Annotated in this window: 18 protein-coding genes; 10 read left to right on the top strand and 8 right to left on the bottom strand. The window is 62.3% G+C overall.

Translation table 11 applies throughout. From position 1 onward, the window contains the following. Positions 1-3129: an efflux RND transporter permease subunit gene (locus AAZU54_RS02290; protein WP_405128906.1), complete on the top strand. Its 3129-nt coding sequence runs from the start codon at positions 1-3 to the stop codon at positions 3127-3129. An 87-nt stretch (positions 3130-3216) separates the two neighbouring features. On the opposite strand, the gene AAZU54_RS02285 is transcribed toward AAZU54_RS02290, so the two are convergent. Together AAZU54_RS02285 and AAZU54_RS02280 are read right to left on the bottom strand one after the other, a co-directional pair. Then, positions 3217-4542 (bottom strand): MFS transporter, encoded by a 1326-nt coding sequence (locus AAZU54_RS02285; protein ID WP_186553404.1) that lies wholly within the window; start codon positions 4540-4542, stop codon positions 3217-3219. 498 nt (positions 4543-5040) lie between these two features. Further along, entirely contained in the window at positions 5041-5733 is a 693-nt protein-coding gene (locus tag AAZU54_RS02280; protein WP_405128905.1) for a FadR/GntR family transcriptional regulator, read from the bottom strand. Between the two features lie 275 nt (positions 5734-6008). Here AAZU54_RS02280 and AAZU54_RS02275 point away from each other — a divergent pair, with 275 nt between their 5' ends. From AAZU54_RS02275 to AAZU54_RS02260, 4 genes are read left to right on the top strand one after another with little or no spacing between them, the layout of a single operon-like run. Further along, positions 6009-6794 carry a transporter substrate-binding domain-containing protein gene (locus AAZU54_RS02275; RefSeq protein WP_186553402.1) on the top strand — a complete coding sequence of 262 codons (786 nt, stop codon included), beginning with the start codon at positions 6009-6011 and terminating at the stop codon, positions 6792-6794. Between the two features lie 23 nt (positions 6795-6817). After that, positions 6818-7483 carry an amino acid ABC transporter permease gene (locus AAZU54_RS02270; RefSeq protein ID WP_186553401.1) on the top strand — a complete coding sequence of 222 codons (666 nt, stop codon included), beginning with the start codon at positions 6818-6820 and terminating at the stop codon, positions 7481-7483. After that, positions 7484-8131, top strand: coding sequence for an amino acid ABC transporter permease (locus AAZU54_RS02265; protein ID WP_186553400.1), 648 nt, complete (start codon positions 7484-7486; stop codon positions 8129-8131). Beyond that, complete coding sequence (locus AAZU54_RS02260; protein ID WP_405128902.1) at positions 8118-8855, top strand: amino acid ABC transporter ATP-binding protein; 738 nt, start codon at positions 8118-8120, stop codon at positions 8853-8855. The genes AAZU54_RS02265 and AAZU54_RS02260 overlap by 14 nt, the downstream gene beginning before the upstream one ends. Before the next feature lie 51 nt (positions 8856-8906). Here AAZU54_RS02260 and AAZU54_RS02255 read toward each other — a convergent pair whose 3' ends face one another. Beyond that, a complete protein-coding gene (locus AAZU54_RS02255; protein WP_186553398.1) occupies positions 8907-9689 on the bottom strand; it encodes a hypothetical protein in 783 nt (260 codons plus the stop codon). Positions 9690-9890: 201 nt separating this feature from the next. On the opposite strand from AAZU54_RS02255, the gene AAZU54_RS02250 reads away from it, so the two are divergent. Beyond that, entirely contained in the window at positions 9891-10622 is a 732-nt protein-coding gene (locus AAZU54_RS02250) for a class I SAM-dependent methyltransferase (protein ID WP_186553397.1), read from the top strand. 203 nt (positions 10623-10825) lie between these two features. Here AAZU54_RS02250 and AAZU54_RS02245 read toward each other — a convergent pair whose 3' ends face one another. The 5 genes from AAZU54_RS02245 to AAZU54_RS02225 form a co-directional block, all read right to left on the bottom strand. Next, complete coding sequence (locus AAZU54_RS02245; protein ID WP_186553396.1) at positions 10826-12976, bottom strand: TonB-dependent receptor; 2151 nt, start codon at positions 12974-12976, stop codon at positions 10826-10828. 68 nt (positions 12977-13044) lie between these two features. Next, positions 13045-13452 carry a DUF2946 family protein gene (locus AAZU54_RS02240; protein WP_186553395.1) on the bottom strand — a complete coding sequence of 136 codons (408 nt, stop codon included), beginning with the start codon at positions 13450-13452 and terminating at the stop codon, positions 13045-13047. Between the two features lie 117 nt (positions 13453-13569). Then, positions 13570-14343: a ParA family protein gene (locus AAZU54_RS02235; RefSeq protein ID WP_186553394.1), complete on the bottom strand. Its 774-nt coding sequence runs from the start codon at positions 14341-14343 to the stop codon at positions 13570-13572. Between the two features lie 123 nt (positions 14344-14466). Beyond that, complete coding sequence (locus tag AAZU54_RS02230; protein ID WP_434726456.1) at positions 14467-16050, bottom strand: sensor domain-containing diguanylate cyclase; 1584 nt, start codon at positions 16048-16050, stop codon at positions 14467-14469. A 128-nt stretch (positions 16051-16178) separates the two neighbouring features. Then, positions 16179-16646 carry a hypothetical protein gene (locus AAZU54_RS02225; RefSeq protein WP_186553392.1) on the bottom strand — a complete coding sequence of 156 codons (468 nt, stop codon included), beginning with the start codon at positions 16644-16646 and terminating at the stop codon, positions 16179-16181. A gap of 229 nt (positions 16647-16875) precedes the next feature. On the opposite strand from AAZU54_RS02225, the gene AAZU54_RS02220 reads away from it, so the two are divergent. The 4 genes from AAZU54_RS02220 (at position 16876) to AAZU54_RS02205 (ending at position 20303) form a co-directional block, all read left to right on the top strand. Further along, a complete protein-coding gene (locus AAZU54_RS02220; protein ID WP_312154135.1) occupies positions 16876-17040 on the top strand; it encodes a hypothetical protein in 165 nt (54 codons plus the stop codon). Next, complete coding sequence (locus tag AAZU54_RS02215) at positions 17037-18458, top strand: B12-binding domain-containing radical SAM protein (RefSeq protein ID WP_434726455.1); 1422 nt, start codon at positions 17037-17039, stop codon at positions 18456-18458. The genes AAZU54_RS02220 and AAZU54_RS02215 overlap by 4 nt, the downstream gene beginning before the upstream one ends. 41 nt (positions 18459-18499) lie before the next feature. Further along, positions 18500-19708, top strand: coding sequence for a dGTP triphosphohydrolase (dgt, locus tag AAZU54_RS02210; protein WP_434726454.1), 1209 nt, complete (start codon positions 18500-18502; stop codon positions 19706-19708). A 97-nt stretch (positions 19709-19805) separates the two neighbouring features. After that, a complete protein-coding gene (locus AAZU54_RS02205; RefSeq protein WP_312154143.1) occupies positions 19806-20303 on the top strand; it encodes a GNAT family N-acetyltransferase in 498 nt (165 codons plus the stop codon). The last annotated feature ends 3 nt before the right edge of the window (positions 20304-20306 follow it).

Genomic DNA, 20306 nt, shown 5'->3' with positions numbered 1-20306 from the left:
ATGTTTGAACGCATCATCCAATTCGCCATCGAGCAGCGCTTGGTGGTGATGCTCGCTGTGCTGCTGATGGCGGCGGTGGGCATCCACAGCTACCAGAAGCTGCCGATCGACGCAGTACCCGATATCACCAACGTCCAGGTGCAGATCAATACCGCTGCCCCCGGTTATTCGCCGCTGGAAACCGAGCAGCGCATCACCTTTGCCATCGAGACGGCCATGGCCGGCTTGCCTGGGCTCAAGCAGACCCGTTCGCTGTCGCGCTCGGGCCTGTCGCAGGTGACGGTGATTTTCGCTGACAACACCGATATCTTCTTCGCCCGGCAATTGGTCAACGAGCGCCTGCAAGTGGCTCGCGCACAGTTGCCCGAGGGCATCGAGGCAGCCATGGGGCCAATCTCCACCGGCTTAGGTGAGATCTTCCTGTGGACGGTCGAGGCCCAGGAGGGCGCGCTCAAGGACGACGGTACGCCGTACAGCGCCACCGACCTGCGGGTGATCCAGGACTGGATCATCAAGCCGCAACTGCGCAACGTGCCAGGGGTGGCCGAGGTCAACAGCATTGGCGGGCATGCCAAGCAGTACCTGATTGCCCCGGACCTCAAGCGCCTGGCCACCTACAAGCTGACCCTCAATGACCTGATCGGCGCCCTGGAGCGCAACAATGCCAACGTCGGCGCAGGCTACATCGAGCGCAACGGCGAGCAACTGCTGATTCGTGCGCCGGGGCAAGTGGCCTCGGCCGAGGACATTGCCAATGTGGTGATCTCCAGCGCCGATGGCGCGCCCATCCGGGTCAGTCACGTCGCCGAAGTCGGCTTGGGCCAGGAGCTGCGCTCAGGCGCGGCTACCGAGAATGGCCGCGAAGTGGTGCTGGGCACGGTGTTCATGCTGATCGGCGAAAACAGCCGGGCGGTGTCCCAGGCCGTGGCAGCCAAGCTGGTCGAGATCAACCGTAGCCTGCCCAAGGGCGTGGTCGCAGTGACGGTCTATGACCGCACCAACCTGGTCGAGAAGGCGATTGCCACGGTCAAGAAGAACCTGGTCGAAGGCGCGATCCTGGTGATCGCCGTGCTGTTCCTGTTCCTGGGCAACATCCGCGCCGCGCTGATCACCGCCATGGTCATCCCGCTGTCGATGCTGTTCACCTTCACCGGCATGTTCAGCAACAAGGTCAGTGCCAACCTGATGAGCCTGGGCGCGCTGGACTTCGGCATCATCGTCGATGGCGCGGTGGTGATCGTCGAGAACGCCATTCGCCGCCTGGCCCATGCCCAGCAGCGCCATGGCCGCATGCTGAGCCGCAGCGAGCGCTTCCATGAAGTGTTCGCCGCCGCCCGCGAGGCGCGTCGGCCGCTGATCTTCGGCCAGTTGATCATCATGGTGGTGTACCTGCCGATCTTTGCCCTGACCGGGGTCGAGGGCAAGATGTTCCACCCCATGGCGTTCACCGTGGTATTGGCGCTGCTCGGGGCGATGATCCTCTCGGTGACCTTCGTGCCGGCGGCCATCGCGCTGTTCGTCACCGGCAAGGTCAAGGAAGAAGAGGGCGTGCTGATGCGCACTGCGCGCTTGCGCTATGCCCCGGTGCTGAGTTGGGTACTGGGCCATCGCAACCTGGCGTTTGCTGGCGCTGCGACCTTGGTGCTGCTGTCGGGGGTGATGGCTGGCCGCATGGGCAGCGAGTTCATCCCCAGCCTTAGCGAGGGCGACTTCGCCCTGCAAGCCCTGCGCGTGCCGGGGACCAGCTTGAGCGAGTCAGTGCAGATGCAGCAGCGTCTGGAACAAGCCATCATCCAGCAGGTGCCGGAGGTTGAGCGCGTGTTCGCCCGTACCGGTACCGCCGAAATTGCCTCCGACCCGATGCCGCCGAACATCTCCGATGCCTATGTGATGCTCAAGCCGCGTGAGCAGTGGGCCGACCCTGGCAAGCCGCGAGATGAACTGATCGCCCAGGTACAACGCGCCGCTGCCGGTATCCCGGGGAGTAACTACGAGCTGTCCCAGCCCATCCAGCTGCGCTTCAACGAGCTGATCTCCGGGGTGCGCAGCGATGTCGCGGTCAAGGTCTACGGCGACGACATGGACACCCTCAACCGCACCGCCGCGCAGATCGCCGCGACCCTGCAACAGGTGCCCGGCGCATCGGAAGTGAAGACCGAGCAGACCACCGGCCTGCCGGTGCTGACCATCGCTATCGAGCGCGACAAGGCCGCACGTTATGGCTTGAACGTCGGCGATGTGCAGGACGCCATCGCCATCGCCGTGGGTGGGCGCACGGCCGGCACGTTGTATGAAGGCGACCGCCGTTTCGACATGGTGGTGCGCTTATCGGAAACATTGCGCACCGATGTCGATGGCCTGCAGGACCTGCTCATTCCAGTGCCGGCGAACGCTGCGGCGGGGCAGATTGGCTTCATTGCACTGTCGCAGGTGGCGAGCCTGAACCTGGAACTGGGACCGAACCAGATCAGCCGCGAAGACGGCAAGCGGGTGGTGGTGGTCAGCGCCAACGTGCGTGGGCGTGACCTGGGCTCGTTCGTCGAGCAAGCCCAGCAGACCCTGATCGACAAGGTGCAGATCCCGCCCGGCTACTGGACCCGCTGGGGCGGGCAGTTCGAGCAGCTGCAGTCGGCTGCCGAGCGGTTGCAAGTGGTGGTACCGGTGGCGCTGCTGCTGGTGATGGCACTGCTGCTGATGATGTTCAGCAACCTCAAGGACGGCCTGATCGTGTTCACCGGGATTCCGTTTGCCTTGACTGGTGGGGTGTTGGCGCTGTGGCTTAGGGATATCCCGCTGTCGATCTCGGCTGGGGTGGGTTTTATCGCCCTGTCTGGGGTGGCAGTGCTCAATGGCCTGGTGATGATTGCCTTCATCCGCAGCCTGCGCGAGGAAGGCCGACCCCTGCGCGTGGCCATCGAAGAGGGCGCGCTGACCCGCTTGCGGCCAGTCTTGATGACCGCGCTGGTGGCGTCGTTGGGGTTCATTCCGATGGCCTTGGCGACCGGCACGGGTGCCGAAGTGCAGCGACCGCTGGCGACCGTGGTGATCGGCGGGATCCTGTCGTCCACCGCGTTGACCCTGCTGGTGTTGCCAGCGCTGTATCAGTGGGTGCATCGACGCGAAGAGTAAGACTGTCTGTTTGTGCTGTTTGATCTGGCCTCATCGCGGGACACGTCGCTGCTACTTGTCCTGCGATGAGGCCAAAGCATTTTGCAACTACAGCGCAGGGCTGGGCTGTGCGCACGGCACTTCATCATGCAACGAGATGCGTGATGTTTCCGGCAATGCCAACCCGCCTAGCAACGCAATCAGGGCAATCACCACCAAGTAGAAGGCTGGCGCCAGGCTGCTGCCGGTCTGGCCGATCAGCCAGGTTGCCACCAGGGGTGCGGTCCCGCCGAACAAGGTGTAGGCCACGTTGTAGGTGATCGCCGAGGCGGTATAGCGCGTGCGCGTCGGGAAACTCTCCGACAGCAGTGCGGCGGTCACCACGCCACTCATCAGCGCGCCGATGGCCAGCAGAATCACCCCAAGCAACGCCCCGGTCATCGACCCGGAACTGGCCAGCCAGTAGGCCGGGAACACCGCAATCATTACCCACAGGCAGGTAAAGCCGATGGTCTTGCGCCGCCCCACGCGGTCGGAGAAGGCCCCGGCCAACGGGCACCCGGCTGCGGCGAACAGCAACGCGACGGTGGACACCAGCAGCGACTGGGCGCGAGTCAGGTTGCCAACCATCTGCAGGTAGGTGGCGAAGTAGGTGGTGAACATGTAGAACGACAACGCCGTCAGCGAAATGAACGCGCCGAGGTTGCGAATGGCCCGGCCATGATTGCGCAGCGTCTGTTTGAGTGGCGAATGGGCGTGCTCCTTGCCCTCGGCCATGGCCGCGCGAAAGGCTGGGGTTTCTTCCATGCGCCAGCGCAGGTAGAGGCCGACCAGGCCCAGCGGCGCTGCGACCAGAAACGGCACACGCCAACCCCAGGCATTCATCGCTTCTGCGCTCAGGCTGGCTTCCAGGGAGTAGGCGATCACGGCGGCGCAAGCAAATGCAGAGAAGGTCGAGACTGGCACGAAGCTGCCATAGAAGGCGCGTTTGTCGTTGGGTGCGTGCTCCATCAGGTAGGCGCAGGCACCAGCGTATTCACCGCCAGCGGAGAAGCCCTGCAGGCAGCGCGCCAGGGTCAGCAAGATCGGCGCCGCCAGGCCAATGCTGGCGTAGGTGGGTAACAGGCCGATCAGCGTGGTGGAGCCTGCCATCAGCAAAATGGTCATCGACAATACGCGCTTGCGGCCTAGTCGGTCACCCAGTGCGCCGAACACGATGCCGCCTAATGGCCGCAGGGCAAATGCCACGGCGAACACGGCAAAGGTCTTGAGTAGGCCGGCGCTGGGGTCGGAGCTGTCGAAGAACTGGCTGGCGATGAGGGTGGCGAGAAAGCCATAGACGGCGAAGTCGAACCACTCGACGAAATTGCCGACGGCCGATGCGGCGATTACTCGGCGCAAAGTGGCGGGGGAGACCTCATGGGGTGTGGACATACCGATACGCTCCGGTTTCCATTGGCAGCCTGGATGAGAGTGCCGCGGTCGCGCCGCGTCATCGTTGTTGTGGCTGCCAGTAGACCGAGAGGTGGCCCGGTGCGCTTGGTTGTGGGCGACATTGAGATATCTATTTCAACCATTGCTGCTGTGGCGACAGCACCGGCCTCTTCGCGGGCAAGCCCGCTCCCACAGGGTTGGCGGATCTTAGGCATTTGTGTATTCAGAGGCTTGCGCCATATGCCTTGGCATAGCAAAGCTCTACCTGTCCACGCGGCCCCCTGTGGGAGATATCTATTTCAACCATTGCTGCTGTGGCGACAGCACCGGCCTCTTCGCGGGCAAGCCCGCTCCTACAGGGTTGGCGGTGATCTTAGGCATTTGTGTATTCAGGGCCATGCGCCATGCGCCTAGGCATAGCAAAGCTCTACCTGTCTACGCGGGCCACTGTGGGAGCGGGCTTGCCCGCGAAGAGGCCGGGACAGGCTCACCGCTGTCCTAAACGCAAAACACCACCCCAGTGCGTGATGCAGCATTGCGTATGTGCTCCTGCATCGCTCGCTGTGCCCCCACCTGCGAGCGGCGCGCCAGGGCGCGCAGGATCTTGCTGTGCTCCTGCCAGGTCTCCATCGCCCGCTCAGGCCGTATGAACGGCAGCTTCTGGCTTTCCAGGAAAATATCCTGGCTGGCGGTGATCACATGCAGCATCGCGCGGTTGCCGCTGGCCTGCAGCAGCGCCTGGTGAAAGGCGAAATCAAGCCGCGCCGCTGCTTCGAAATTGCCTGCGCGTAACTCCTGGCGCATGGCGTCGACATTGTCTTGCAGGCGGTCGATGTCAGCGGCGGTCAGGTTGAGCGCTGCCTGCCCGGCAGCGAAGCCTTCCAGGGCATAGCGCAGCTGGAAGGTGTCGGCCGCCGAGACCTGCTCGGCATAGGGCCAGCTAAAACCCGCTGGCGTCTGGGCAGCAGGCTCTTGGACGAACACGCCCTTACCTGGCTGGACACTGACCACGCCCAAGGCACTCAGCGATGACAACGCCTCGCGCAAGGAGGCGCGGCTCACCCCCAGCTGTTCGGAGAGATCGCGCTGCGAGGGCAGGGCATCGCCAGGCAGGTAGCCACCGTCCTCGATCAGTTTGCGGATCGCCTGCAGGGCGATCTCCGGGACGGCGCGGGGGAGGGTGTCGAGCATGCTGTTCAGACCGGTAGGGGCGATGTCCGATCCTTTTACGGGCTCTGAGGCGCGCTGGCAAGCCTTGCCCTGGCCTGGCGCAGAGGGTGTGTCGGTTGCACGAATGCGGGGCGCCCGCTGACGATGACAGGGCGTATGAAGGTGCAACTGTTCAGACCAGTAAGACCGTGTAGCGCCGCGCCTTGTGCGTGTTTCAACAGGTTTTTCTTCACTCTGGCATGCCCCGTGCACTGGTCACCAGGACTGATCACCCCGGACCCACGCGAGGCTATTGCATGACTACCTTCCGCTCCCTGTTCCTGGCTTCCCTGTTCTGCGCCGGTGCCCTGGCTGTGACCCAGGCCCAGGCCGACGCCCTCGCCGACATCACTGCCCGTGGCGTGTTGAAAGTGGCCGTGCCGCAAGACTTTCCGCCATTCGGCTCGGTAGGCCCAGACCTCAAGCCGCGCGGCCTGGACATCGACACCGCGCAGCTGCTGGCCGACAAACTGGGCGTCAAGCTGGCGCTGACCCCGGTCAACAGCACCAACCGTATTCCGTTTCTCACCACCGGCAAGGTCGACCTGGTCATCTCAAGCCTGGGCAAGAACCCCGAGCGCGCTGCAGTGATCGATTTCTCCCGGCCGTACGCGCCGTTCTACCTGGCCGTGTTCGGTCCGGCTGAAGCGAGCATCGATACCATTGAAGCCATCGCTGGCAAGACCATCAGCGTCACCCGTGGCTCGATCGAAGACATGGAACTCTCCGCCGTGGCCCCCAAGGGCGCCACCATCAAGCGCTTTGAAGACAATAACTCGACCATTGCCGCTTACCTGGCCGGCCAGGTCGAGCTGATCGCCAGCGGCAGCGTGGTGATGTCGGCGATCGCTGAGAAGAACCCGGCCAAAGTGCCGGTGATGAAGGTCAAGCTCAAGGACTCGCCGGTGTATGTCGGCCTGGCCAAACAAGAGCCGGCGCTGCTGGACAAGGTCAACGCCACCCTGGATGCGGCCAAGGCCGATGGCAGCCTCAATCGCAATGCCGAGAAATGGCTCAAGCAGCCACTGCCGGCCGATCTTTGAGCGGCGCCTGGAGTTGTTGATCGATGGCTTACCAATTTGATTTCGCCCCGGTCTTGGCCCAGGCCGACCTGTTGCTCAAAGGGGCGCTGTTCACCCTGCAACTGACCGTGGTCGGCACCGTGCTCGGGCTGGCCATCGGGGTGCTTGGCGCGGTGGTGCGCGCCTGGCGGCTGCGGCCGTTCGATGCACTGTTTGGGGTGTATGTGGAGCTGATCCGCAACACACCGTTCATTGTGCAATTGTTCTTCATCTTTTTCGGTCTGCCGGCGCTGGGGGTGCGCCTGACGGAATGGCAGGCAGCGGTGCTGGCGATGGTGATCAACCTGGGTGCTTACTCCACCGAGATCATCCGCGCAGGTATCGTGGCAATCCCCAAGGGGCAGTTGGAGGCGGCCGCGGCACTGGCCATGAGCCGCTTCGAAGCGTTCCGCCATGTGGTGCTGCAGCCTGCGCTGGCCAAGGTTTGGCCGGCGCTGAGCAGCCAGATCGTGATCGTCATGCTCGGCTCGGCGGTATGTTCGCAGATCGCCACCGAAGAGCTGTCGTTTGCCGCCAACTTCATTCAGTCGCGCAACTTTCGCGCCTTCGAGACTTACCTGCTGACCACGCTGCTGTACCTGGTCATGGCGATTGTCGTGCGCCAGTTGCTGGCTTGGCTCGGTCAGCGCTTGCTGATGGGGAGACGCTGAATGGATTTCACCTTGTGGGACATCGTGCGCAACCTGCTGATCGGCTTGCAGTGGACAGTGCTGCTGTCGCTGGTGGCGTTTGTCTGCGGCGGGATCGCCGGGCTGTTGCTGCTGGTGGCGCGGATCTCCGATAGCGGCCTGTGGCGCGCTCTGGCCAGGGGCTATATCGAATTGTTCCAGGGCACGCCACTGCTGATGCAGCTGTTCATGGTGTTCTTTGGCATCGCCCTGTTCGGTATCGACGTTTCGGCCTGGATGGCGGCAGCCATTGCCCTGACCTTGTTCACCAGTGCGTTTCTGGCCGAGATCTGGCGCGGCTGCGTCGAGTCGATCCCGCGCGGGCAGTGGGAAGCTTCCGGCAGCCTGGCGTTGAGCCGGCTTGAGCAGTTACGTCATGTGATTCTGCCGCAGGCCCTGCGCATTGCCATTGCGCCGACGGTGGGCTTCTCGGTGCAGGTGGTCAAGGGCACGGCGGTGACCTCGATCATTGGCTTCACCGAGCTGACCAAGACGGGCGGCATGCTGGCCAACGCCACCTTCGAACCGTTCCTGACCTACGGCTTGGTGGCCTTGGGTTACTTCATCCTGTGTTATCCGCTCTCGCTGAGCGCCCGTTATCTGGAAAGGAGGCTGCATGCCCCTGCTTAGAGTGTCCGCGCTGCACAAGTACTACGGCGATAACCATGTGCTCAAGGGCGTCGACCTGAGCATCGAGGAAGGTGAGGTGGTCGCCATCATCGGCCGCAGCGGCTCTGGCAAGAGCACCTTCCTGCGCACCCTCAATGGCCTGGAGTCAATCAGTGACGGGGTGATCGAGGTTGATGGCGAGTACCTCGACGCTGCCCGCGCCGACCTGCGCTCGCTGCGCCAGAAGGTCGGCATGGTGTTCCAGCAGTTCAACCTGTTCCCGCACTTGACGGTTGGCGAGAACGTTATGCTGGCGCCGCAAGTGGTGAAAAAGACCAGCAAGGCCGAGGCCCGGCAACTGGCTCACCAGATGCTCGAACGAGTCGGACTGGGCGAGAAGTTCGATGCCTATCCGGATCGTTTGTCAGGCGGCCAGCAGCAGCGCGTGGCGATCGCCCGCGCCTTGGCGATGTCGCCCAAAGTGCTGCTGTGCGACGAGATCACTTCGGCGCTCGACCCGGAATTGGTCAACGAAGTGCTCGGCGTAGTGCGCCAGCTGGCCAAGGAGGGCATGACCTTGATCATGGTCACCCACGAGATGCGCTTTGCCCGCGAGGTAGGGGACAAACTGGTGTTCATGCACCAGGGCAAGGTGCATGAAATGGGCAATCCACGCGAGGTGTTCGCCGCGCCGCAGACGCCGGAGTTGGCCAACTTCATTGGTGCGGTGGCGCAGGTGGGTTAGCAGGGGGTTCGCTATGATTGGGGCTGCGCAGCAGCCCCAATATCTCCCGGCTTAGGGCCGGCCCACCTTCCAAGGCGCGTATTCGACCAACGCATACCCTTCCACCCGGCCGTGTGGATCAGGCGCAAAGCCAGGCATCGCTTGCAGATCAAGCCCCAGGCACGCGCTGTTCAAGCGCGCCTGCAAGGCGCTGTCGAGGCGAAAAGCATCAGTGCGCAAGCGCGTAGGCTGCAAGTCGATCAGGCAGCCCTGGACCTTGCCCTGGGCATTGGCCTGATAACGGATCACCGCGGTGCCGATGCTGTCGACCGGTTGCGTGCGCATCAGCTGGTGCCAGAAGTACTGGCGTTGCTGCTGGCGCAAGTCCCAGCTGGCGTGGGCATTCTTCCAGTGCGCCGGCAGCATGACGATCACCGGGGCGACCATTTCGACGCTGTCGTCCTCGCCAAACAACGGTTCAGGCACCTGTGGGTACACGGTCATCCAGCACTGCGCCTTGATGACCTTGGCCAGGGTGGCGAAGTCCGAGCGCACCACATCGGCTGGCAACATGGCCGAATGCTTGGGTGCGGCAGCGGTGACTTTACAGGCTACCGGCTCGGAGCGTTTGTTCAAGGTCACATGCAGCCTGGCCGCGCCGACCAGTTTGCCGCGGGAGGCGCTGAGGATGTTGAGCTGTAGATTGTGTTGCACGTCGGCGGTGAACTGCTGCATGACCTTGTCATCGACTTTGTCGACATTGTTGCCGACCACGCCAGAGGTCTTGCAGGCGCTCAAGGCAAGAACGCCGAGCAGGATGACAGGCAGACGAGCGATGCAGTGGTGCTTTGACACGAAGACTTCCTTGAATGAGCGCACTGGGACTTTCATGTGCCAGTAGTGAGGGCGCGACAGGATAATGCAATTCATTCCTGTTTAGCAGGGTGATCGTTCGGGAGTGTTTTTCAGCCGATGTCGCCGATGCTTACGTTTAACTGCTGTGGGCCTGCGCGAATACGCTAGAGTTCGCCTTCCAGGCGAGCACGGAGCAGGAACATGGCCCAGAACATCTACGACAACAGCGATTTCTTCGCAGGTTACAGTCAATTGCCGCGTCAGGTGCTCGGCCTGGACGGTGCGCCTGAGTGGCCGGCAATCCGCGCTTTGTTACCTGAGCTTGGCGGCAAGCGGGTGGTCGACCTGGGCTGCGGCTTCGGCTGGGCCTCGCGCTGGCTGCGTGAGCAGGGTGCAGCCTCGGTGCTGGGCTTGGACATTTCAAACAATATGATCGAGCGAGCCCGTCGTGACACCCAGGATCAAGCTATTGAATACCGCATTGCCGATCTGGAGACGCTGCAACTGCCGCCTGCCGCATTCGAGCTGGCCTACAGCGCGTTGACCTTCCACTACATCGAGGACTTCGCCCGCTTGCTGCGCACCCTTCACCAGTCCCTCACCCCGGGTGGGCACCTGGTGTTTACCTGTGAACACCCGATCTACATGGCTGCCGCGCATCCGCACTTCAGCCTCGACCAAGACGGGCGCAAGACCTGGCCGGTCAATGGCTACGCGCAAGAGGGCGAGCGGCGTACCGACTGGTTCGCCAAAGGCGTGCTGAAGTACCACAGGACCCTGGCCAGCACCCTCAATGCCCTGATCGAAACGGGGTTCCAGATCAGCCGGATAGAGGAATTCGCCCCCAGCAGTGAACAGGTCCTGGCCATGCCGGTGCTGGCCGAAGAGCTGGAGCGGCCGATGATGTTGCTGGTTGCAGCCCAGCGCGGATGACGGGCAGCAGGTGTGGTGGTGGCAACACGGGCCTCTTCGCGGGCAAGCCCGCTCCTACAGGCACCCCGTTGACCTCGAAGCCACTGCGGTACCTGTGGGAGCGGGCTGGTCGGGGCGCCGAACCGCCGCGAAGGGCTGCACAGCAGCCCCATAACAGCTGGTCCCGCGATGAGGGCAGATGAAACCCTACCAACAACCAGCAATCAGAAACGCATATCCATCGCCACCTCGAATGTGCGCGGCGCACCCATGTAGTACTGCAAGCCATAGGCCTGCTTGGCATACACCTCATCGGTCATGTTGCGCACCCGCGCGGTGATCGCCGTGTGCTCATCCAGGCGGTAGCGGGCAAACGCGCCGAACAAGGTGTAGGCCGGCGCCTTGAGGGTGTTGGCGTTGTCGGCATACACCGAGTCGACATAGCGGCCATCCACCCCGGCCGACCACGCCGGGCTGAAGCTGTAGGTCAGCCACAGGTTGGCAACGTTGGCCGGCACGTTCACTGGCGCGTTGCCTTTGCGCGAGACCGACACGCCGTTGACCGCTTCGTTGAACTCATCGTACTGCGCATCGACATAGGCATAGTTGGCCTCGGCGAGCAGCTTGGGCGTGACCTGAAAACGGCCGGACAACTCGATGCCACGCGAGGTCTGTTGGCCAGCTTGCACGGTCAGGTTGGGGTTGCTCGAGTCGCGTACGGCAAAGTCCTTGCGCACGATCTGGTACAGCGCCACGGTTGCCGCACCGCGGCCATCGAGGAAGTCGAACTTGCTCCCCGCTTCCCACTGCTCGCCTTTGGACAGGTCGAACAGGCCGACGTTGGAGTAGGTCGCCCCGGCCAGTGAACCGGCCGGCAGGTCGGCGGCGGTGCTGTACTGCACGTAGACGCTGGCGCTTGGGGTCAGTTCGTAGGTCAGGCCAATGCGCCCGCTCAGTGGCTCCCAGCGGCGTTCGAAGTAGGCCGGGCTGGTTGGCGTGACGGCGCCATAGTTGGTCACCTGCATATCCAGGTAGTCGTAACGCAGGCCAGTCAGCAGGGCCAGGCGATCGGTCAGCTGCAGACGGTTCTCGGCGAACAGGGCGCGGTTGGTGACCTGGTGGTGACGCTGCTTGGTCAAGCCGGCGTTGACCCCAGGAATATCCTCGAAGCTGCCAGGGTCGAAGTGGTCCGGGTCGACCACATCATTCCAGCTGCCGGAGGTTGGGTAGAGGTCCTGGCGCATGCGTGAGTAGTCCAGGCCAACTGCCCATTGACTGGCCAGGCCGAACAGGCTGTTGTTGTGCCGCAGTTCGATACGATCGCCCAGCACGGTTTGTTCGTGGCGCTGCAGGTAAGGGCTTGAGCGCAGTACGTTGCCGTCTGCGTTGTAGCTGTAGCGCTCGAGGTTGCGGTAGTCGCGTTGGGCGTCGTAGTGATAGAGGGTGTTCTGCACGCTGGTGCTGTCGCTGATCTGATAGTCGAGGATCGAACGCAGCCAGCGCACCCGCTGCTCATAGCGCCCGTCGGCGACGTTGTAGTTCTCGAAGCGGCGGCTGTTGTCGATCTTCATCGTGCTGCGACCTGGCAGAATCGGCGAGCCCCAGTAAGGGCTGCGTTCCTTGTCCTGCTGGTACTCGAAGGCGAGGGTGTGGGTCAGGTTAGGGTTCAGGTCGCTGAGCAGGGATATCGCCAGGCTGTCGGTGTCGCGTTCATTGCGGTCGATGTAGCCGTTGCTGTGGCCACGGCTGAAATCCAGGCGCAGGAAGTGATGGGCATCTGCCGGGTTGCTGGCCAGCGCCTGGTTGATGCCAAAAGCGACTTCCGAGTCATCGAAGCTGCCATAGCGAATCCGCCCATCGATGATCTGCTCATCGCGGCTGGCCAGCTTGGTGATGTAGTTGATCGAGCCGCCCACGGCGCCTGCGCCATGCAGGAACGATGACGGCCCGCCGATCAGCTCGACCCGGTCGATCACCCAGGCGTCCACCGGCCGGGTGGCGCTGCTGTAGCCCAGGTTGATGCCGTTGTAGAGCTGGGTGACCTGGTTTTGGGTAAAGCCGCGGTAGGCGACGAAACCGCCGTAACCGGGGTTGGCCGAGGCGTTCACGCCGGTCATGGCGTTGATCACGTCCTGGGTGTCCTTGGCACCACGCTCTTCGATCACGCGCCGGTCCGAGACACTCACCGAGGCCGGCGTTTGCCGGGCGGTCAGGCCCAGCTTGGAACCGGTGCGGATCGGTTCGTCCAGTTGCACCCCGGAAGGCGCGGCGCGCTCGGCATCGATGGTGGTGGCGCTGAGTTCAACGGGCGAGTGGTCCGCCCAGGCGACGGTGCAGGTGCTTGCCAGAAGCACCAGGGAGGTATTACGGATCATGTTGTTGTAGGTTCCACGCAAAGGTCATGGCTGACCGCACGCGCACGGGCAAGCGTACCCGAACGGGGTCAGACGAAGGTTGCAGCTGCGAGGAATACGGCGGGGGAGGCGCGGGGATTGATGGCAGGGCGTAGGTAGCGCGGTGGCGGTTGTGCCCAGCTGCGCACGACGATGGGTGAAGGGGCATTGCCCTGCACTCGGCTGAACGACCAGCCGCTGCTGGTCAGCGGCACGGCGAGGGCGAACGAGGAGCACACCGGGCAGTCGAGCTGGGCCATGTGCTGATCGCCGCCGGCATGATCCAGGTCGATGGCCGGGCCATGTTCGCTTGTGATCGAGCAGAAACCACCTTCCAGCCCAGCCAGGCGCAAGCCGCTCATCTGGCCGTGGTGCAGGCCGCACAGCAATAGGCTGAACAGAACGCTGGCATACAGCGCCCAGGCAGTCAGCGAACGCGTCTGGCGGGTGGTTTTCATGCCGAGGAATCTACCATTTGGGTGGATTCTATGGGCGCTGCAATGGGTGTGGTCGATTGTCGCAGTTGCTGTGCTGCCTGCGCTGGCCCAATCGCGGGACAAGCGCTGATCAATCCATCAGGCGGCCCGCTCCAGCACATCCAGCAAATCGACGAACTCGCGCGACAACTTGTGCCCCGGCGCCAGGTGCACCAACGGCACTGAGGCCTGGTGCGACTCACGCATCTTGATCGAAGTGCTCAAGTACACCGGCAGCACCGGCAGGCCTTCAGCGCGCAGCTGGTCGACCAGCGTCTGGTGCAACGCCGTGCGTGCGGCGAACTGGTTGACCACGATCCCTTCGACGTGCAGCGCGGCGTTGTGGTCCTGGCGCAGCTCCTCAACCTCGGCCATGACGCTGAGCAGCGCCTGGCGCGAGAAGCTGTCGCAGTCGAACGGGATCAGCAGCCGCTCGGCCGCCAGCATGGCGCTGAAGGTGTAGAAGTTAAGCGCAGGCGGGGTGTCGATGTAGATCCGCTCATAGTCGTCCGACAGCGCCACCAGCAACTTGCGCAGCTTGTTGATCTTGAACTTGCTTTCAAGCTTGCTCTGTAGCTCGGCAAGGTCAGGGCTAGCGGTGATCAGGTGCAGGTTGGGGTAGCGCGTCTCGGTGATGGCGACGCGGTTCTTCTTGCCTTCTGGCGTGGCGCACAGGGTTTGGCGGAAGAAGTCGGCAATGCCCGCTGGAATGTCGTCGTTGGCCAGCCCGGTCAGGTAGTAGGTGGCATTGGCCTGGGGGTCGAGATCGACCAGCAACGTTCGGTAACCCTCGCCAGCGCTGGCTGCGGCCAGGTTGCAGGCGATGCTGGACTTGCCGACGCCACCTTTCTGATTGAATACGACACGACGCATGGTGCAGTTCATCCCTGAGATGCGCCGCTCGGGCGGCGCGCTGAAATGTCAGATCAGAGACAATCCTATGAAGGAAACATGACAGTATTAAGACAAGCCTTGTTACATTGTGCCGCACGGCGGTCAATTGTCAGCTTGGCTTACGCTCACCTGATTGCGCCCAGCACGCTTGGCTGCGTACAGCGCCCGATCGGCCTTGCTTAGGGTAGTCGCCGGTTGCTCATCGCCACTGGCCTGCCACTGCGCCACACCCAGCGAAACGGTCACCGCGCCAACCGGAGCAATTGCGCTGTCTTGTACGCAGGTTCGCAGCCGCTGGGCGACGGTACTGGCGATTTCCAGCGGCGCGCCGGGCAGCAGTATCAGGAACTCCTCACCACCTGTACGGCACAGCACATCACCTTCGCGGCAGCAGCGGCGCATCAGCTCGGCCAAGCGGCGCAGCACCTGGTCGCCAACATCGTGGCCAAAACCATCGTTGATCCGTTTGAAGTGATCGACATCCATCACGATGACCGAGAAATCACGCCCCTCAGCCTCCAGCAGCGACAGGCTGAACTCCAGGCTACGGCGGTTGCCCAGCCCGGTCAGCGGGTCGGTCTGGGCGTCGCGGTTGAGCCGGCCGATGCGCTCTTGCAGCAGATTGAGACCAAACAATAAGGCGCGTTTGAGCTCGGCAGCTTCGAAGTACCAAGCCTTGACCCGGTGCAGCCGCTCTGCGGTTTCGGCGCGGTCCAGTGCCCGCGCGCCGGCGGCCAATTGCCAGAGCGGGCGGGTGATAGTCAGCGCCAGCCACCACAGCAACAGGCTGCCGACCAGCGCCAGCGGGACAGAGATGAAGATCACATTGAGGATCAGCTGGCGCAGCGGCGCTATGGTTTGCGCCAACGGCTGTTGCGCCACCACGCCCCAACCAGTGCTGGGCACCGTGGCAAAACCGGCTAGCATCTGCACGCCGACGCTGTTGGTCAGCTGACGGGTCCCGTCCTTGAGGGTGGCGAGTTGGTCGATCAGTTCATTGCCACTGACTACCGTACCCACCCGCTGCGCATCAGGGTGATAGAGCAGGCGCCGGTTGCGGTCGACCACATAAAGGTAGGAGCCATCCTGGTAATAGTGCTCGCCGAGCAAGCTATTGAGGATGTTGTGCTCGCGCAGGTACAGACTGCCGCCGACATAGCCCAGGTAAGTGCCTTGGCTGTCGAACATCGGCTGCGACAGCGCCACCACCAGATTGTTGGCTGATGACAGGAACGGCGTGGAGACCAGCGCCCGGCGCTCACGCAATGCCTCTTGCGAGCCTGGAGAATGAACCTTGGCGCCGAGCAAGTGGCGCAGTGAGGCGGGCGACACTGCGCGCAACACGCCTTGGGCGTCGATGACGAACGTTGAGTTGAAGGCGCTGCTTTGGCGCAGCAAACGTTCAGTTTCTGCCAGCAGCGCTGCGCTGTGGTTCAGTTGCAACGCTTGAACCCCGGCGCTGAAACTCAGCTGTTGTAGGCCATTGCCCAGGAAAGTGTCGGTAATCGCCGCAAGCTTTGCGGCATACACCCGGTTGGACTCCAGTGAGTGATCGATCAACAGCTGGCGTTGCACCCGGTAGCTGGCGAAGTAACTGGTCAGCAACATGAGCACGGCGGTAAGCGCCGAGAGCACGAGGATGAGTGTGCGCAGATCCAGGCGCAGTCCTTTTTTGGCGTGTGGCAATCCTGACCTCACTGACAGGCAGAGCGAGCGATAACCTTACTCGCTCTGCGCCATCGCAGCTATGTGGACGGTGAAACGGGAACAAACTGACGGGGCGCGTGAACAGCGGCTTTCAGAAAGCTCCCACGTCACTGGCTCTGGTTCAATTCATCTTCCACTTGCTGCATGCGCTCCTGCGCCAGTGCTTGGACCTTTTCATCCCGGGCACTTTCGCGCATCAGCCCGGTGAGCTTCTCGCTCAGCCGCTTGCCCTCGGCAGTTTCCCCCAGTGCCTTGGCCTTGGCTGGATCCTGGGTGGCCTGGACGATGGTGTCGAACTCGGCATCGCTGAAGTTCTGTTCGCTGTACAGCTTGAACAGGTCGTTGCGCTGGTCTTCGACGGTCAGGTGTTTGCGCAGCACGACCTTGATCTGCTCTTGCGGCACCTGCGGATGGGTCATGGCGAGCAACGCGGCCATGCGGCCGATGTTGTGCTCATAGGCATCCTGCAGGGGCAGGTTGGCAAGGATCTGCTCTTCACGAGTCGGTTTCTGGTCGCAAGCGGCGAGGGCGCCGAGCAGGAGCAGGGGCAGCAGCAGTTTGGGCAGGCGGATCATCGACAGGCAGGCCTTGGGCGCGGTAGAGGCGGCCAGTTTACCGGTTTTTCCCTCGCTAGCAGCACACGCCAGCCTGTCGGAATCAGGCCTTTTTCCCGGCTTGGATTAAACGCATGGTTTTTGACACGACCTGCCCGCATCCACCTGAATAGACCAGCAATCAGGGGCTTAGGCCCTTGTCTGGCAATCGGGGAGAAACGTTATGAAAAGGTGCATGGTGCAGGGCGACATGCTTGCAGATCGCACGTGCGAGCAGTATCCGACGGTTACGTTGTGCGAGGCGTGCATTCGCGAGGACGAGCAGTCAGGGCCAAACCGGCAAATTCTTGTAGTCGAAGGCGCCAGCGACGGCGCGCTCGATGACACCTGTGAATGGTGCGGCCACCCAGCATGAGCCCAACCATTTTCGGTGGCGCTGACGGTGCGCGGCTGATCGCCAGGCAGGGCCGCCAGCGCTCGGTGCTGTTCGTTTCTGCAGGCCTGCTGCAGCCGAAAAAACGCGATCACCCGCTGGCGCGGCAGCAACTGTACTTGAACTACGGTGCCCTGGGCCTGGCCACGCTGTGTGAGGTCAATGGCCTGGATACGCTGATGGTGCATGGCGAGCATGAACACCCCTCGGCGCTGGTGCAGCGCCTGCACCAGCAGGGGCGGATCAGTGCCGATACCCAGGTGCTGCTGTCGATCCCAAGTTTCTATGCCCTGGAGTGGTCGCGTCTGTTCTGTGAGGCAGTCAAGCGTGCCGACCGGGGGGCACGGATTGTGGTCGGTGGGCGTTGGGTCACAGGTCCGGACAAGGCTTGGCTGCAGGGAGTGCTGCCGCACGCGGATCTGATCGTTCAGGGGGTAGGCGAGCAGCTCCTGCCCGGCCTGCTGGATTTCCAGGGGCAATGGCAGGCACCCGCTGATTGCGGTCTGAATCATCGCCTGGTCGAAGGCTTTGCACGCTATCAGCCAAGCATTGAAACCTCTCGCGGCTGTGGCCGCGGCTGTGCGTTCTGCGAAGAACGAGCGATACCACTGGAAGACCTCAAGGCGCCAACGCTGATCGTCAAGGAGCTGCAACGCATCATCGCCGACTATGGTGATCAAACGGTGCGTCCGTACTTTCAATCATCCTACCTGGTGCCGAAGCGACGCTGGGCCGAGCAGCTTGCCGATCAGGTCCAGCGCGCGGGCATCGACGTCGCCTGGCGCTGCGAAAGTCGGGTCGACAGCGTCAAGCCCAATGCGGTGGCTGCTCTGGCGGCGGCCGGCATGAAAGTGATCGACCTGGGGCTTGAGTCGGCCTCGCTGCAGCAGCTCAGGCACATGAACAAGGCGCCTGAGCCAAGGCGCTATCTCGACGCGGCCAGCGAGCTGCTCGAAACCTGCGCCAGCCACGGCATCTGGGTCAAGCTCAACGTGCTGCTGTATGCCGGGGAAACGACGCGCACGCTGGATGAAACCCGGCGCTGGCTGGATGCCCACGCCCAGTACTTCAAAGGCCTGTCGGTGGGGCCGGTGGTGGTCTATGGGCCGAACAGCCATTGCGCAGATTTTCTACAAGAGCTGCGTTCGCTCGGCGCATCGCCGGTTGACCCTGCCAGTGCCCAGGCCGGTGGCGTGACCCAGATGCACCTGAGCGCTGAGCTCAGTTCCGAGCAGGCCGAGCTTGAGAGCCTGGCATTGTCCAGGCGCTACATGACGCAAAGCGACTACTTTGATCTGAAGTGTTTTTCCTATTACCCACGCGATTACAGCCATGCGCAGTTCGAACGTGATGTGGCCGCTTGTGATGTATCGCGGCTGCCTTTTCGCCTGCCGGCGTGATTGGCACGCGACGGTTTGATTGATTAGCTAAGGATGAGCCCATGTACGAGAAAGATGTCAAAGACTATGCCCGCGAGCAGGAACAGCGAGTATCGCGGCTGGAATACCGCGTGGTTTCGCACAACGACGGCCGTTCTGGCGGCCGCCAGGGTTTGATGCGCGACTATGCAAGGATTCTCTATTCTTCGTCGTTCCGTCGCCTGCAAGGCAAAATGCAGCTGCTGTGGATCGATGCCGGGCGCTTCAATCGCAATCGCTTGACCCACAGCCTTGAAGTCGCGCAGATCGCCCGCTCGATCGCCAGCGACCTGGAGCTCAAGGACACGGTGGTCGCCGAAGCCGCAGCACTTGCCCACGATATCGGCAACCCGCCGTTTGGCCATCACGGTGAAACCGTGCTCAATGAGCTGTGCCAGAGCTGTGGCGGCTATGAAGGCAACGCCCAGGCGTTTCGCATTCTGCGCACGCTGGAGCGCAAGCACCATGCCTATGACGGGCTGAACCTCAATGTCCGCACCTTGATGGGGGTGACCAAGTACTTCCATCTGCGCCAAGACGACCCGAAGAAATTTCTCTATGACGACGATCATGCGTTTTTAACTGGCGAGCTGGCCAAGCACGATGTGCAGATCGTCAAAAGCATCGATGCCGAAATCATGGACCTGGCCGACGAGATCGCCTACGCCGCGCATGATCTGGAAGACGCCTTGAGTTTCGGGTTGATCAGCCTTGGCGAGATCCTGCACGAGTTCAAGATCAGTGAAAAGTTTTCCGACGCCTACGACACGATCGAGCGCCTGGCCAAGGAGGTCCAGAACGATGCCATGCAGGCTCGCCGTTCCGGGTCGTCAGAGGAATACGCCATGGTGTTGAAGAAGGAATTGACCTCCAAGATCGTCAATACCCTGTGTGAAGATATCGGACTGGTCGGCGGCAAACTTGGCTACAAGCAGCACGGTAAACTGGCCGAGGGCCTGAAGAAACTGCTGTTCAAGGCCATCTTGCGCAAGAAGGACGTGCAACTCTACGAAAAGCGCGGCGAGCAGGTTATTCGCAGGCTGTTCGAGGTCTATACCGATGAACGCTACAACAAGGACAACATGCTCCTGCCGCCAGAGCTGCGCTCGGTCGAAGGGGACCGCAAACGTCTGGTGACTGACTATATCGCCGGCATGATGGACCTTTACGCCATGCAGGAATACGAGCGGTATTTCGGCAAGGGCAGCCTTGATGGTTATTACTTCAAGTAGGCGCCAACCAGGGCCGCGGTGCTGCCTGGAATCAAGTGATTTGCCAAGGCCCTGCCAATCGCGTAGAAAACCGCCTTTGCCCACGGCCTAGAGTGCAATGAAAAGCTGGACGATCACCTCGGTAAACCCTGATGCCATCGATGAGGTAGTGTCCTTTGTCGATAGCGCCCGCCGTGCGCTTTTTCCCATGCTGGCGGGAGCACCACTGCCTGCTGACCTCGGGCGTTTTGCCGCAACTTACCTGGACGGCGACGGCCACTTTCTGATCGCTCGTGACCAAGCTCGCTTGGTCGCAGCCATTGGCTATCTGCCTTACGACCAGCGCTTTGCCCAACTCGATTATCGCGGGGTGAACACGGTTGAGATCGTCAGGTTGTTCGTCCTGCCGGACTATCGCCGCTGTGGTCTGGCTCAGGCGCTGTTCCAGGCGTTGCGCGAACGCGCGGTAAACGCCGGGGTCGAGCTACTGTACCTGCATACTCATCCGTTTTTGCCGGGGGCGATCAGCTTCTGGGAGCGCCAGGGGTTCGAGATAATCGATGTCGAACAGGATCCGCTTTGGCGTACCACCCATATGCAGTTGTCACTAAGCTAGCGC

This window comes from Pseudomonas sp. Je.1.5.c (assembly GCF_051129895.1).
Taxonomy (GTDB): domain Bacteria; phylum Pseudomonadota; class Gammaproteobacteria; order Pseudomonadales; family Pseudomonadaceae; genus Aquipseudomonas; species Aquipseudomonas urmiensis.
This window is presented reverse-complemented; position numbering and strand designations above follow the sequence as displayed.

Excerpts from the sequence above, each read along its gene's own strand:
- AAZU54_RS02275 (WP_186553402.1), top strand. The coding sequence starts at position 6,009 with ATGACTACCTTCCGCTCCCTGTTCCTGGCTTCCCTGTTCTGCGCCGGT.
- AAZU54_RS02270 (WP_186553401.1), top strand. The coding sequence starts at position 6,818 with ATGGCTTACCAATTTGATTTCGCCCCGGTCTTGGCCCAGGCCGACCTG.
- AAZU54_RS02245 (WP_186553396.1), bottom strand. The coding sequence starts at position 12,976 with ATGATCCGTAATACCTCCCTGGTGCTTCTGGCAAGCACCTGCACCGTC.
- AAZU54_RS02265 (WP_186553400.1), top strand. The coding sequence starts at position 7,484 with ATGGATTTCACCTTGTGGGACATCGTGCGCAACCTGCTGATCGGCTTG.
- AAZU54_RS02290 (WP_405128906.1), top strand. The coding sequence starts at position 1 with ATGTTTGAACGCATCATCCAATTCGCCATCGAGCAGCGCTTGGTGGTG.
- AAZU54_RS02280 (WP_405128905.1), bottom strand. The coding sequence starts at position 5,733 with ATGCTCGACACCCTCCCCCGCGCCGTCCCGGAGATCGCCCTGCAGGCG.
- AAZU54_RS02260 (WP_405128902.1), top strand. The coding sequence starts at position 8,118 with ATGCCCCTGCTTAGAGTGTCCGCGCTGCACAAGTACTACGGCGATAAC.
- AAZU54_RS02220 (WP_312154135.1), top strand. The coding sequence starts at position 16,876 with ATGCTTGCAGATCGCACGTGCGAGCAGTATCCGACGGTTACGTTGTGC.
- AAZU54_RS02225 (WP_186553392.1), bottom strand. The coding sequence starts at position 16,646 with ATGATCCGCCTGCCCAAACTGCTGCTGCCCCTGCTCCTGCTCGGCGCC.
- AAZU54_RS02250 (WP_186553397.1), top strand. The coding sequence starts at position 9,891 with ATGGCCCAGAACATCTACGACAACAGCGATTTCTTCGCAGGTTACAGT.
- dgt (WP_434726454.1), top strand. The coding sequence starts at position 18,500 with ATGTACGAGAAAGATGTCAAAGACTATGCCCGCGAGCAGGAACAGCGA.
- AAZU54_RS02235 (WP_186553394.1), bottom strand. The coding sequence starts at position 14,343 with ATGCGTCGTGTCGTATTCAATCAGAAAGGTGGCGTCGGCAAGTCCAGC.
- AAZU54_RS02285 (WP_186553404.1), bottom strand. The coding sequence starts at position 4,542 with ATGTCCACACCCCATGAGGTCTCCCCCGCCACTTTGCGCCGAGTAATC.
- AAZU54_RS02215 (WP_434726455.1), top strand. The coding sequence starts at position 17,037 with ATGAGCCCAACCATTTTCGGTGGCGCTGACGGTGCGCGGCTGATCGCC.
- AAZU54_RS02205 (WP_312154143.1), top strand. The coding sequence starts at position 19,806 with ATGAAAAGCTGGACGATCACCTCGGTAAACCCTGATGCCATCGATGAG.
- AAZU54_RS02240 (WP_186553395.1), bottom strand. The coding sequence starts at position 13,452 with ATGAAAACCACCCGCCAGACGCGTTCGCTGACTGCCTGGGCGCTGTAT.